At 72.8% G+C, this 12,465-nt stretch carries 14 protein-coding genes; 9 read left to right on the top strand and 5 right to left on the bottom strand.

The annotated features are described in order from the left end of the window. The first annotated feature begins 81 nt into the window (after nt 1–81). Nucleotides 82–570, top strand: a complete 489-nt coding sequence (locus tag PUR71_RS23275; RefSeq protein WP_329929027.1) for a MarR family winged helix-turn-helix transcriptional regulator — start codon at nt 82–84, stop codon at nt 568–570. A 107-nt stretch (nt 571–677) separates the two neighbouring features. Here PUR71_RS23275 and PUR71_RS23270 read toward each other — a convergent pair whose 3' ends face one another. Then, entirely contained in the window at nt 678–1,307 is a 630-nt protein-coding gene (locus tag PUR71_RS23270; protein WP_380444724.1) for a hypothetical protein, read from the bottom strand. A 309-nt stretch (nt 1,308–1,616) separates the two neighbouring features. Between PUR71_RS23270 and hemL the strand changes: the two genes are divergently transcribed. The 7 genes from hemL to PUR71_RS23235 all read left to right on the top strand — a co-directional run bounded on the left by hemL (nt 1,617) and on the right by PUR71_RS23235 (nt 8,737). Beyond that, nucleotides 1,617–2,945, top strand: a complete 1,329-nt coding sequence (gene hemL / locus PUR71_RS23265; protein WP_329929026.1) for a glutamate-1-semialdehyde 2,1-aminomutase — start codon at nt 1,617–1,619, stop codon at nt 2,943–2,945. A 62-nt stretch (nt 2,946–3,007) separates the two neighbouring features. After that, complete coding sequence (locus PUR71_RS23260; protein WP_329929048.1) at nt 3,008–3,658, top strand: histidine phosphatase family protein; 651 nt, start codon at nt 3,008–3,010, stop codon at nt 3,656–3,658. Between the two features lie 207 nt (nt 3,659–3,865). After that, nucleotides 3,866–4,483, top strand: coding sequence for a TlpA family protein disulfide reductase (locus PUR71_RS23255; RefSeq protein WP_329929025.1), 618 nt, complete (start codon nt 3,866–3,868; stop codon nt 4,481–4,483). Next, nucleotides 4,480–5,268 carry a cytochrome c biogenesis CcdA family protein gene (locus PUR71_RS23250; protein WP_329929024.1) on the top strand — a complete coding sequence of 263 codons (789 nt, stop codon included), beginning with the start codon at nt 4,480–4,482 and terminating at the stop codon, nt 5,266–5,268. The genes PUR71_RS23255 and PUR71_RS23250 overlap by 4 nt, the downstream gene beginning before the upstream one ends. Further along, nucleotides 5,265–7,007: a cytochrome c biogenesis protein ResB gene (resB, locus tag PUR71_RS23245; RefSeq protein ID WP_443077533.1), complete on the top strand. Its 1,743-nt coding sequence runs from the start codon at nt 5,265–5,267 to the stop codon at nt 7,005–7,007. Before PUR71_RS23250 ends, resB begins: the two co-directional genes overlap by 4 nt. 3 nt (nt 7,008–7,010) lie before the next feature. After that, nucleotides 7,011–8,207 (top strand): c-type cytochrome biogenesis protein CcsB, encoded by a 1,197-nt coding sequence (gene ccsB, locus PUR71_RS23240; RefSeq protein ID WP_329929022.1) that lies wholly within the window; start codon nt 7,011–7,013, stop codon nt 8,205–8,207. Between the two features lie 125 nt (nt 8,208–8,332). Further along, nucleotides 8,333–8,737 carry a hypothetical protein gene (locus tag PUR71_RS23235; RefSeq protein WP_329929021.1) on the top strand — a complete coding sequence of 135 codons (405 nt, stop codon included), beginning with the start codon at nt 8,333–8,335 and terminating at the stop codon, nt 8,735–8,737. A gap of 30 nt (nt 8,738–8,767) precedes the next feature. Here the strand turns inward: PUR71_RS23235 and PUR71_RS23230 are convergent, their stop codons facing one another. Continuing rightward, nucleotides 8,768–9,841, bottom strand: a complete 1,074-nt coding sequence (locus tag PUR71_RS23230; protein ID WP_329929020.1) for a ScbA/BarX family gamma-butyrolactone biosynthesis protein — start codon at nt 9,839–9,841, stop codon at nt 8,768–8,770. A gap of 354 nt (nt 9,842–10,195) precedes the next feature. Between PUR71_RS23230 and PUR71_RS23225 the strand changes: the two genes are divergently transcribed. Further along, nucleotides 10,196–10,822: a ScbR family autoregulator-binding transcription factor gene (locus PUR71_RS23225; RefSeq protein ID WP_329929019.1), complete on the top strand. Its 627-nt coding sequence runs from the start codon at nt 10,196–10,198 to the stop codon at nt 10,820–10,822. Nucleotides 10,823–10,874: 52 nt separating this feature from the next. On the opposite strand, the gene PUR71_RS23220 is transcribed toward PUR71_RS23225, so the two are convergent. From PUR71_RS23220 to PUR71_RS23210, 3 genes are all read right to left on the bottom strand, one after another. Then, complete coding sequence (locus PUR71_RS23220) at nt 10,875–11,501, bottom strand: ScbR family autoregulator-binding transcription factor (RefSeq protein ID WP_329929018.1); 627 nt, start codon at nt 11,499–11,501, stop codon at nt 10,875–10,877. Nucleotides 11,502–11,721: 220 nt separating this feature from the next. Then, nucleotides 11,722–11,931, bottom strand: a complete 210-nt coding sequence (locus PUR71_RS23215) for an acyl-CoA carboxylase subunit epsilon (protein ID WP_329929017.1) — start codon at nt 11,929–11,931, stop codon at nt 11,722–11,724. Nucleotides 11,932–12,041: 110 nt separating this feature from the next. Further along, nucleotides 12,042–12,465 (bottom strand): carboxyl transferase domain-containing protein (locus PUR71_RS23210; RefSeq protein WP_329929016.1); only part of this gene is annotated, 424 nt, incomplete at its 5' end.

Raw genomic sequence — 12,465 nt, 5'->3', positions numbered from 1 at the left:
CCGGTTCGTGTGCGACGGCACGGCGGTTGGTTGGCTACGGGATCATCTGTCGACGGACGGCACGTTGCTAACCTCGGACGCATGACGACGACCCCGCCCGTGCGGCGGATCCGCGACATCTCCGGTCTGCTGGACCACGCGAGCCACGTCCTGGCGACCCGGATGGCGTCGGCCTTCACCGAGCTCGGGATCACCCCCCGCGCGTACTGCGTGCTGTTCCACGCGCAGGAGGCGGAGCGCACCCAGATCCAGCTCGCCGAGCTGGCCGACCTCGACAAGACCACCATGGTGGTCACCGTCGACGAGCTGGAGAAGGCGGGCCTGGCCGAGCGCCGCCCGTCCGCCGCCGACCGCCGGGCCCGGATCATCTCGGTCACCGAGGCGGGCGGGCGCGCCGTCGAGCGGGGCACCGAGATCGCCGACCGGGTGCACCGCGAGGTCCTGGACGCCCTGCCGGAGCCCGAGCGCGGGGTCTTCGTGTCGGCGCTGACGCGCCTGGTGGACGGTCACCTGGCGGAGCCCGTGGAGAGCGAGCGGACGGTCCGCCGCGCCCGCCGCGCCCGGAGCTGAGTCCCTCCCGCCCGATCGGTGACGAACGGTCAGACACGTTCGCCCCGAGGCCGGTTCGGCCGTCGGGGCGTTCGGTTCCGCGGGGCTGCCGGGCCGTCCGGTCGGGGTTACGGCCAGACCAGGCAGTACAGCTGGTGGCCGGCCTCGTGCAGCCGGTTGGCGAAGTCCTGCCACTCGTGCAGCATGCTGTAGATCACGAAGGCGTCGCGCGGGCCCCGGCGGTCGGGCACGGTGGACCAGATGAAGGCCGCGGCGCCGAGCTCGGTCTCGTCGGCCTTGCGCAGCGGTTCGACGACGTTCTGGGGGAGCTGGACGACGGCGTAGTCGGGGTGCAGCACGACGAGTTCCAGCGGCGGGACCTGGTGCAGCGGGACGCCCTGGATGCCGGTGAGGACCATGGCGCTCATGGTCTCCGGCTTGATCTTGGTCGACAGGTGTCCGTTGGGGGAGCCGCTGGTCTCCATCAGGTCGCCCAGGCGCCCCAGGGAGCCCAGCTCGCCCGCGTCCAGGCCCAGTCCGCCCGGGCCGAGCGCGGTGGGGACTCTGGCGGCGGTCGCGCGGTCGGGTGCGCCGAAGTACTTGTAGGTCACCCCCACGCGTCCCTCACCCCGCCTCTCGCCGCCGCGGCGACCGCGCCCCGTCCCCGCTCCCGTACCCCCGCGTGCGGCCTCGGCGGGCCTGCGGGAGCCCCCCGCGGCCTCGTCGTAGCCGTCCTGCGCCTCGGACACTCGGACCATCCTCACCGGAATTCGCCGGAATCGACAGACCCCCGCACGCCCGGCGTCCCTCCGGACGTGCTCCTTACCCGTCATGCGCCGCCCTACCCACTCGCGGGCCCTACCCACTCGCGGAAGGCGGCAGTCCTCTCCACACCCCTGCACACAACCGGAGGGACTGCGCACTCTGAGTGCACAGTCTGACTGGTCCGTGCGGCGGAGCAGTCAGCGCCCCCGTCTCTACGGACAACCGTACAGACTACGGTGCCCGGATCATCGTTCCAGATGATCGGGTCCGACATGCAGAGGTCAAGGACACGATTTGAGACCATGTCTCCCGTGAGCTACCCCTACGAAGCCCCCCAGTCCCAGTCGCTGTTCGACCGCGCGTCGGTCGTCACGCCCGGCGGCGTCAACTCCCCGGTGCGCGCCTTCCGCGCGGTCGGCGGCACGCCGCGCTTCATGGTGTCCGGAACCGGCCCCTACCTGACCGACGCCGACGGCCGCGAGTACGTCGACCTGGTGTGCTCGTGGGGTCCGATGATCCTCGGCCACGCGCACCCCGCGGTGATCGACGCCGTGCGGGCGGCGGTCACCCGCGGCACGTCCTTCGGCACGCCCGGCCAGGGCGAGGTCGAGCTCGCCGAGGAGATCGTCGCGCGGATCGCCCCGGTCGAGCAGGTCCGGCTGGTCTCCTCGGGCACCGAGGCCACCATGTCCGCGATCCGGCTGGCCCGTGGCTTCACCGGCCGGGCGAAGGTCGTGAAGTTCGCGGGCTGTTACCACGGTCACGTGGACGCGCTGCTGGCCGCCGCCGGTTCCGGCGTCGCCACCTTCGGTCTGCCGGACACCCCGGGCGTCACCGGCGCCCAGGCCGGCGACACCATCGTGCTGCCCTACAACGACCTCGCCGCCGTCGAGCAGGCCTTCGCCGCCCACCCGGGCGAGATCGCCTGCGTGATCACCGAGGCCTCGCCCGGCAACATGGGCGTCGTCCCGCCGCTGCCCGGCTTCAACGCCGGCCTGGCCCGCCTCTGCCGGGACAACGGCGCGCTGTTCATCTCCGACGAGGTGATGACCGGCTTCCGCGTCTCCAAGGCCGGCTGGTACGGCCTGGAGGCCGCGCACGAGGGCTGGGCGCCGGACCTGCTCACCTTCGGCAAGGTCATGGGCGGCGGCTTCCCGGCCGCGGCCTTCGGCGGCCGCGCCGACGTGATGGCGCACCTCGCCCCGGCCGGCCCGGTCTACCAGGCGGGCACCCTCTCCGGTAACCCGGTCGCCACCGCCGCCGGCCTCGCCCAGCTGCGCGGCTGCACCGACGAGGTGTACGCGACGGTGGACCGGGTCTCCGCCGAGATCTCCGGCCTGGTCACCGAGGCGCTCGCCAAGGAGGGTGTGGCGCACCGGCTGCAGACCGCCGGGAACATGTTCTCGGTGTTCTTCACCGAGGCCGCGGTCACCAACTACGACGAGGCCAGGAGGCAGGAGGCGTACCGTTTCACCGCCTTCTTCCACGCGATGCTCGCCGAGGGCGTCTACCTGCCGCCGTCCGCCTTCGAGTCCTGGTTCGTCTCGGCGTCCCACGACGAGCGGGCCGTCGAGCGGATCGCCGCCGCCCTGCCGGCCGCCGCGCGCGCGGCCGCTGCGGCCACGGCCTAGTCCACACCGAGCCCCAGGAGTCTTGAGAAGTGAGTGCCGAAGAGATCACCGTCGTCCACGTCATGCGGCACGGTGAGGTGCACAACCCGGAGGGCGTCCTGTACGGCCGCCTGCCGGGCTACCACCTGTCCGAGCTGGGCCGGCGGATGGCCGACCGGGTCGCCGAGGACCTGGCCGGACGGGACGTCACCCACGTGGTGGCGTCCCCGCTGGAGCGCGCGCAGGAGACCGCCGAGCCGATCGCCAAGGCGCACGGCCTGGAGATCGCGGCGGACGCCCGGCTGATCGAGGCGGAGAACGTCTTCGAGGGCAAGACCTTCGGCGTCGGTGACGGCTCGCTGCGCAACCCGGGCTACTGGAAGTACCTCGTCAACCCGTTCAAGCCCTCCTGGGGCGAGCCCTACCTCGACCAGGTCGTGCGGATGATGGGCGCGATCGGCGCCGCCCGGGACGCCGCCCGCGGGCACGAGGCGGTCTGCGTCAGCCACCAGCTGCCGATCTGGATCCTGCGCTCCTTCGTCGAGCGCCGCCGGCTCTGGCACGACCCGCGCAACCGGCAGTGCTCGCTGGCCTCGCTGACCAGCTTCACCTTCGAGGGCGACAGGATCGTCTCGGTCGGCTACCGCGAGCCGGCCCGCGACCTGCTGCCCGCGCACCTGGTGGGCAAGGGCCGCAAGGGCGACAAGCCGGTGGGCAAGAGCTTCGGCGCCTGAGGCCCGCCTGGGGCTAGGCGACGCCCCGGGGCCCGCGGTCGAGGGCATTCGAGACTCGCCCGAACGGCCCGTAAGCGGGCTGTAAGTATGGGGCCCGGCCGTCCGGAGATCACCGGGCGGTCGGGCCCCGTCGCAGGTCAGAGGGGGTGTGGCGCGCAAGGGAGGACCCCGGCGAACCCGCCCGGAACTCCATGCGAAACTTTTCACATGTCTGCCATGACGCGCCCCCGTCCCCGTGTCGCAGCAGCCGCCGCCGCAACCGCCGCCGCCGCTGCGCTCGTCCTCACCGGATGCTCCTCGTCGGGTTCGTCGAGCAGCGGTGACGGACAGCTCGGGTTCGTGACCGTCAAGGGCACCAACATCTCCAAGGCGGAGGCCGGCCACCGCGAGGACGCGCCGGACATCGCGGGGGAGACCCTGGAGGGCAACCAGGTCAAGCTCTCGGACTACCGCGGCAAGGTCGTCGTGCTGAACGTCTGGGGCTCCTGGTGCGGGCCGTGCCGGGGCGAGGCGGACGACCTGGAACGGGTCTGGCAGAAGTACAAGGACCAGGGGGTCCAGTTCCTCGGCGTCAACACCCGTGACACCGAGAAGGCCAACGCCGTCCGCTTCGAGCAGGAGAAGGGCGTCACCTACCCGAGCGTCTTCGACCCGGCCGGCACCCAACTGCTCAAGTTCCCCAAGGGCAGCCTCAACCCCCAGTCGATCCCGACCACGCTGATCATCGACCGGGACGGCAAGCTCGCCGCCCGCGCCGTCGGCGGCACGGTCGACGACGCCCTCGAATCGATCATCCAGCCGGTGCTCGCGGAGCCGAAGCAGTGAGCGCGGAGGCCGCCGGAGCCGTCCTGCGGCTCGCCGACACCACCGCGACCGTGCAGAGCGGGGCGCTGCTGGTCGCGGCGCCGGTGGCGCTCGCGGCCGGACTGGTGTCGTTCTTCTCGCCGTGCGTGCTGCCGCTGGTGCCGGGCTACCTGTCGTACGTGACCGGCTTCTCCGCCGCCGACCTGGCCGACGCGCGCGGCACCCGGCGCGGCCGGATGCTGCTCGGCGTGCTGCTGTTCATCCTCGGCTTCACCGCCGTCTTCGTCTCCACCGGCGCCCTGTTCGGCTACTTCGGCCAGGAGCTGCAGGGCTACAAGCGCACCATCGACATCGTGCTGGGCGGGCTCACCGTCGTGATGGGCCTGGCCTTCATGGGCCTGGTCCCCGGGCTGAGCATGCGCGAGGTGCGCTCGCACCGCCGCCCGGCGGTCGGCCTGCTGGGCGCCCCGTTGCTGGGCGTGGTGTTCGGCGTCGGCTGGACGCCCTGCATGGGCCCGACCCTGACCGCGGTGCAGAACCTGGCCCTCAACCAGGCCGACGCGCAGCGCGGCGCGCTGCTGACCACCTTCTACTGCCTGGGCCTCGGCGTACCGTTCATCCTGGCCGCCGTCGCCTTCCGCCGGGCGCTCGGCGCCTTCGGGTGGGTCAAGCGGCACTACCCGCTCGTCATGAGGATCGGCGGCGGCATGCTCGTCGCGGTCGGTCTGCTGCTCGTCACCGGCGTCTGGGACACGATGATGAGCCAGTTGCAGTCCTGGACCGCCGACTTCCGGATCGGAATCTGACCGTGAGCAACACCACGACCGACACCGAGCAGCCGCCCCCGGCGCCGGCCGACGCGGAGGCCGAGCGGCTCAGCACCGCCCCGGTCGAGTCCGAGGGCCCGGCCGGCATGGGGGTGATCGGCTGGCTGCGCTGGACGTGGCGCCAGCTGACCTCGATGCGGGTCGCGCTGATCCTGCTCTTCCTGCTGTCGCTGGCCGCCATCCCGGGCTCGCTGATCCCGCAGGACGGCCAGAACCAGTTCAAGGTCGAGACGTGGAAGGCGCAGCACACCACGGTCGCGCCGATCTACGAGAAGCTCCAGCTGTTCGACGTCTACAGCTCGGTCTGGTTCTCGGCGATCTACATCCTGCTGTTCGTCTCGCTGGCCGGCTGCATCGTCCCGCGCACCTGGCAGTTCGTCGGCGTGCTGCGGGCCCAGCCGCCGGCGGCGCCGCGCAACCTGACCCGGATGCCGGTGTACGCGGCCTGGCGCACCGGGGCGGACGCCGACGTCGTCAACGCGGCCGCGCACCGGCTGCTGCGCCGGCGCCGGTTCAGGGCGCACCTCGCCGGCGGCGCGGTGGCCGCCGAGAAGGGCTACCTGCGCGAGGTCGGCAACCTGCTGTTCCACCTGTCGCTGTTCGCGTTGCTCGGCGGCTTCGCCTGGGCGAGCCTGGCCAGCGGCACCGGCGGCAAGCTGATGATCGAGGGTGACGGCTACTCCAACACCATCACCCAGCTCGACGACTTCACCGGCTCGGCCTTCTACACCAGCGACGACCTGGACCCCTTCTTCCTCAAGCTGAAGGGCTTCACGGCCAAGTTCCAGGACCAGGGCGACCAGATCGGCGCCGCGCGGCAGTTCACCGCGAACGTCGAGTACTACGCGGGCGACGACGCCGCGAAGCTCAGGCAGGGCACGATCGAGGTCAACCACCCGCTGGAGATCGGCGGTTCGAAGGTCTACCTGATCGGCCACGGCTACGCCCCGGTCATCACCGTGCGCAACGGCAAGGGCGAGGTCGTCTACACGGGCGCGACGCCGTTCCTGCCGCAGGACGCCAACATGACGTCGACCGGCGTCGTGAAGGTGTCCGACTACGGCATCGGGCCGACGGGCGGGAAGACCCAGCTGGGGTTCTCCGGCTTCTTCCTGCCGACCGCCCCGCTGAGCTTCGAGGGCACCGGCCCGATCTCGCTCTTCCCGGGCGACGCCGCCCCGGAGCTGGTGCTGAACGCCTACCAGGGTGACCTCGGCACCGACTCGGGCCTGCCGCAGAACGTGTACCAGCTGAACACCAGGAACATGAAACAGCTGACGCTGGACGACCAGCCGGCCAAGGCCCTGCTGAAGCCCGGCCAGGGCTGGACCCTCCCGGACGGCTACGGCAGCGTCACGTTCGAGGGCTACAAGCAGTGGGCCAGCTTCAACGTCTCGCACCGTCCGGGCAACGCGATCGCCCTGACCGGCGCGGTGCTGGCGATCCTCGGCCTGATCGGCTCGCTGTTCGTGCAGCGCCGCCGGATCTGGGTCCGGGCGGTCGCCCTGCCGGAGGGCGGCACCCTGGTCGAGCTGGCCGGGCTGGCCCGCAGCGAGTCGGCGAAGATCGCCGAGGAGCTGGCCGAACTCGCGGTGGACCTCCAGGACGACGCCCCGGCGTCCGGGGAGGACGAGGACGAGGACGACGACGAACCCGACCGGGCACCGGAAGCACCCGCGGACCCCACAGCCCCTGCCGACCAGAACTCCAAGGAGTAGACGGTGCATCTCGCCTCGGGGGTCGACCCACAGCTGGCCGACCTCTCCAACAAGCTGATCTATTCGGCGATGGCGGTCTACACGATCGCCATGTTCGCCCACATGTTCGAGTGGACGTTCGGCAGCAAGGGCGCCGTCGCCGTCCGCTCGAAGGAACAGTCGGGAAGCCTGGCCGAGACCGTCGCGGCGGCGGGGAACGGGAGCGCCAAGGCGGCGAAGAAGGTCACCGTCACCGTGGCCGGCGCCGGCGGCGGCACCACCACGCTCACCCGCACCGCCCTGGCGGGCGAGGGCGCCACGGTGGTCACCAGCGGCCGCGGCGACGACGAGGTGGACGGCCCCGGCGCGGCCGGCAGCAGCGAGAAGGCCGACCTGGCCGGCCGCATCGCGGTCTCGCTGACCGTCCTGGCGGCGCTGCTGCACGTCGGTGGCGTGGTCACCCGCGGCCTGTCGGTGTCCCGCTGGCCGTGGGGCAACATGTACGAGTTCTCCTGCGCGTTCGCGCTGGCCATGACGGCCGCGTACCTGGTGCTGCTGGCCGCGAGGAAGAACGTCCGCTGGCTCGGCCTGCCGGTCACCGTCGCGGTCCTGCTGACGCTCGGCATCGCCACCACGGTCCTCTACACCGACTCCGAGCAGCTCGTCCCCGCGCTGCACTCGTACTGGCTGGCGATCCACGTCTCCACCGCGATCTTCTGCGGCGGCTCCTTCTACGCGGCCTTCATCGCCACGCTGCTGTACCTGTTCCAGGACTCCTACCACCGCCGGGTCGCGGCCGGGCTGTACGAGTACCTGAACCCGGGCGCCGCCCGCACGTCCGGCAAGCAGCAGAGCGACTTCCGCACCGGCCTGGCCCGCGTCCGGGTCTCGGTCTGCAACCGCCTGCCCGCCGCCTCGACGCTCGACAAGCTGTCGTACCGGATCAACGCGCTGGTCTTCCCGCTCTGGACCTTCACCATCATCGCGGGCGCGATCTGGGCCGAGGCGGCCTGGGGCAAGTACTGGGAGTGGGACCCGAAGGAGACCTGGTCGTTCATCACGTGGGTGGCCTACGCCTGCTACCTGCACGCCCGGGCGACGGCCGGCTGGAAGGGCCGCAAGGCGGCCTACCTGGCGCTGGCGGCCTTCGCCTGCTGGCTCTTCAACTACTACGGCGTGAACATCTTCGTCACCGGCAAGCACTCGTACGCGGGCATCTGACCGGGGCGCACCGCACCCACCGGCCCGGCGCTCCACGGTTGGAAGCCGGGCCGACGTGCGACAGGGGTAGTTCGTGCCGGCCGCCCTGTGCCGGTACGGGGAGGAACTGAGGAGGAAATCGCGCAATGGAGTGCGACGAGGTCATGCTGACCGTCCGAATCACCGCCGCAGAGCGCACGCTGCTGCGCCGGCTCGCCCAGGGGCACCGCAGCGACGTGTCCGAAGTGGTGGCCGACGGGCTGCTGGACATCATCCCCACGATCAGCTCGCCGTCCGACGCCTACCGGCTGCTGGGGGCCCTCACGGCGCCGGCGCCGTGCGCGCTGACGGTCTGGCTGCCGACCGCGCTGGCCGACCTGCTGGTGCCGGGCGCGGCGAGACTGGCCCAGGTGACGGGCATCCGGGTCGAGTCGGCCAGCGCCATGCTGGGCGCCGCGCTGCGGCTCTGGCTGGCCCAGGACCCGGTCCGACTGGCGGCCAACCTGAGCGTGATGCACGCCGGCCGCCCGTCCGCGCTCGTCGCGGCGTAGGGCGCGGCCCGCGGCCCGCGGACGCCGGGCTCAGCAGGCCAGCGGCAGCCCGCTGCCGCCGAGGTCCGGCGCGGTGGGGCGGCCGTCGAAGCCGTCCCGCCGGGCCGACGGCACGCACGGGCCGTCCGCCGGGCCGCTCAGCGGGCCGTCGAGCGGCTCGGTGAGCAGCCGGCAGTCGGCCGCCGTCCGGCCGTCCTGGATCAGCAGCACCCGGACGGGCACCCGGCGGCCGTCCGGCGCCCCCTCGCGGACGGCGCGCACCAGGCAGGGCCGGTCCAGCTCGATGTAGCGGTCGAACGAGGACACCAGCTCGACCGGGGCGACCGGCTCGGGGTGCCGGAGCCGCTGGGCGGCCTGCCGGGCGGCCTCCAGGACCAGCATCCCGGGCACGTGGTCGAGCGAGTGGTCGAACAGCACCGGGTGCGCGGCGTCCGTCCGCAGCACCCAGCTGTCGGGCAGCAGCGTCGGGCTCAGCACGACGTCGGAGGGGTGCGAGCGGCCGACCAGCTCGGGTGTGGCGGGCGGGCCGGGGCGCACGGGCGTGACCCCGCGCCGCGCCGGGCCGCGCAGCCGCGCGTAGGAGGCGGGGGAGATGACCCGCAGCTGCCCGGAGCCGCGGCCGACCGTCCGCCCGCCCCGGGTGATCTCCGCGCGCATCCGCAGAGAAGCGAGCCGGCCGCCGCGCATCCGGACGTCCTCGCAGACGGCGTCGAGCATCAGCGAGGCGGGTTCGGCGGTGACGGCGAGGCCGGCCAGCCCGGCCGGGCCGAGCGAGTAGTCGAGGTCGTCCATCGCGAAGTGGTGGCCCTTGGGCACGCCGAAGCCCACGTGCCCGATCAGCAGCCCGGCCTGCCGGACGGTCTCGGCCATCAGCACCGGGTCGTGGTGGCGGTCGCCGGGCAGCCGGTAGAAGCCGTGCATCCGGGGCCACTGGGCGCCGATCCGGAACTCGTACGGGCCCGCCGCCTGCCAGCCGGTGAGGAAGACCTCGGACACCGAGGTGCGGTGGACGAGGTGGCGGGAGACGGTCCGTTCGTGGAAGTCGTAGCCGGTGGCGGGGTGGGCGTAGGGGTCGCGGGCATCCGGCTCTACGATCAGTGGCATGACGGGCCCCACTCCAGGGTGTCGGTCGAGCGGCCGGTGCGGACGCTTGGCAAGGAAAACATACAGACCACCCGGTTTGTGAGTCGCGGTCGGGGTCGCCCCCGTCGGGCGCCCCGACGGGACCACGCTACCGGCCCCCTGGACTGCGGGAATGCCTGGCATCCGGCACCCAGGACCTTGGGCGGGGGTGCCTCCCCGCTGGACGGCGGGGTTGGCCGAGGCGGTAGATTAGATACCAACCATGCGGTTTAGGACGTGTCCGTCCGCATGCGAGGCGTCGTACCCCACCTCGGCGGCGCCCTGACACCAGCCGGGCGGCGGGGGCCGCGGCCGGTCGAGTCCGGAGGGGCCTCAGTGGTCAAGCAGGAACGCGCGGGGCGGACCAGGCAGGCCGTGCTGCTCGCCGCGGCGGGCACGTTCGCGGACGTGGGCTTCGAGTCGGCGAGCCTCGTCGACATCAGCCGCCGGGCCGGCGTCAGCAAGGGCGCGCTGTACTTCCACTTCGTCTCCAAGCAGGCCCTCGCCGACGGCGTGCGCGCCGCCGCGGGCCGGGAGATCGGCGCGGCCGCGCTGCGCGCCCTGCGCGCCGGCGGGCCCGCCGTCCAGGGCCTCGTCGACCTCTCGCACGAACTCGCCCGACTGCTGCGCGAGGACGTGGTGGTCCGGGCCGGCGTCCAGCTCGGCCGGGCCGGCCACGGCCCCCGCCGGGACCCGGCCGGCCGGCCCGGCTCCGGCGCCGCCTGGCGCGGCCTCACCACCGTCGTCCACCGCCTGCTCGGCCGCGCCGCCGACGCCGGCGAACTTCGCCCGGGCACCGACCGCCGGGCGGCCGCCGAACTGCTCACCGCGCTCGCGGCGGGCCTGGTGCTGCTCGCCGCCGAGGACGCCGACCGGCTCGGGCCTGAGGCCGTCCGCGGGATCTGGGCGGCCGCGCTGCCCGCCCTGGTGGACGCCGACCGCTGCGCCGCCTACCGGCTCTGACGCCGACCGCGGAGCCGGTGGGCCTCAGGGCGCGTCAGGAGGTCAGGAGGCGTCAGGACGCGGCCGGGACGCGCTCGACGACGCTCAGCCTGGTCAGCGCGTGCGGCTGGACGAGGCCGGGCAACAGCAGCGTCCACAGGTCGGCGATGCGCTCGGTGAGGTCCTGCCGGTCGGTCAGCACCTGGGAGCTCAGCTGGATGCCGGTGACGGCGCCCTGCAGCACCAGGGCCGCGCCGCCCAGGTCGATCCCCGGGTGCAGTTCCCCGGCCTCCTGGGCGCGCTCCAGGAGCTCCCGGGTCGCGTCCGACCAGCCCTGGTAGGCCGCGACCTGGGGCTGGGTGAAGCTGCCGTGCTCGATCGTCAGGCGGATGCTGCCGCGCACCAGGACGTCGTCCTGGAGAGCGCGGGCGAACGCGTACGACAGGTCGATCAGGGTCTGCACCGGGCTGTCGGAGGACGGCTCCCAGGTGGCCAGCCACGCGCTCTGGCCCTCCAGGATGACGGCGAGCGCCAGCTCCTCCTTGGAACGGAAGTGGAAGTACAGGGCGCCCTTGGTGACGCCGGCCCGCTCCAGGATGTCCGACATCGTCGCGGCGGCGTAGCCGCGCTCGTCGAACACCTCGGCCGCCGCGAGGAGCACCGCCTGGCGGGTCGCCAGTGCGCGGGCCTGCCTGGCCATCGCAGCCTCCCTGGATAGTTCTGGTACCTCGGCAGCGGCCGATCCTATGGGGGCCGACGGGCGGGCGGGCCGCATACCGTCCAGTAGGTATCCTACCGAGCCGCTCGCGACCCGGTCCGGGGCTTCCTCCGGCCCGGCCCGGCCGCGCGGGTACGAACGGCGCAACCGCGACGGCCGGCCACCCGGTGGGGTGGCCGGCCGTCGGAGGATTCGCGGGCCGTCAGGCGGCCTGCTGCCAGCTGACCGGCGAGTAGTAGGCCGGGCGGCGCTCCAGGCGCTGCCAGTTGGCGATCGGCTCGACCGGCGCGATGGCGGCGGCCTGCTGCGCGGCGGCGGCGCGCGCCATCAGGACGGCCGTCAGGGCGGCCAGCTCCTCGTCGGAGAGGGAGCCGCGGACGATGCGGACGAGGGGTTCGGCGGAAGCGGTCATGGTGTGTGGTTTCTCCCCCGGGCTGTGGTGTGTGGTCTCGCTCGGTGCCGTGCGCTGCGTGGGGACGCGCGGTCTTCCGGGTGCTGCTGCGACGCGGTGGCCCGCGACCGCTACATCGGCGGGTTGCCGTGCTTGCGGCTGGGCAGGTCGGCGTGCTTGGTGCGGAGCATGGCGAGTGCCGAGGCGAGCACCTCACGGGTCTCGGCGGGGTCGATGACGTCGTCCACGAGGCCGCGCTCGGCCGCGTAGTACGGGTGCATCAGCTCGTTCTTGTATTCCTTGATCTTCTGGGCGCGCATGACGTCCGGGTCCTCGGCGCCGTTGATGTCGCGGCGGAAGATCACGTTGGCGGCGCCCTCGGCGCCCATGACGGCGATCTCGTTGGTCGGCCAGGCGTAGGTGAGGTCGGCGCCGATGGACTGGGAGTCCATGACGATGTAGGCGCCGCCGTACGCCTTGCGCAGGATGAGCGAGATGCGCGGGACGGTGGCGTTGCAGTAGGCGTAGAGCAGCTTGGCGCCGTGCCGGATGATG

Source organism: Streptomyces sp. SP17BM10 (genome assembly GCF_036322405.1).
GTDB lineage: Bacteria > Actinomycetota > Actinomycetes > Streptomycetales > Streptomycetaceae > Kitasatospora.
The sequence above is the reverse complement of the archived record's forward strand: the minus strand, read 5'-3'. Positions and strand labels throughout refer to the sequence as shown.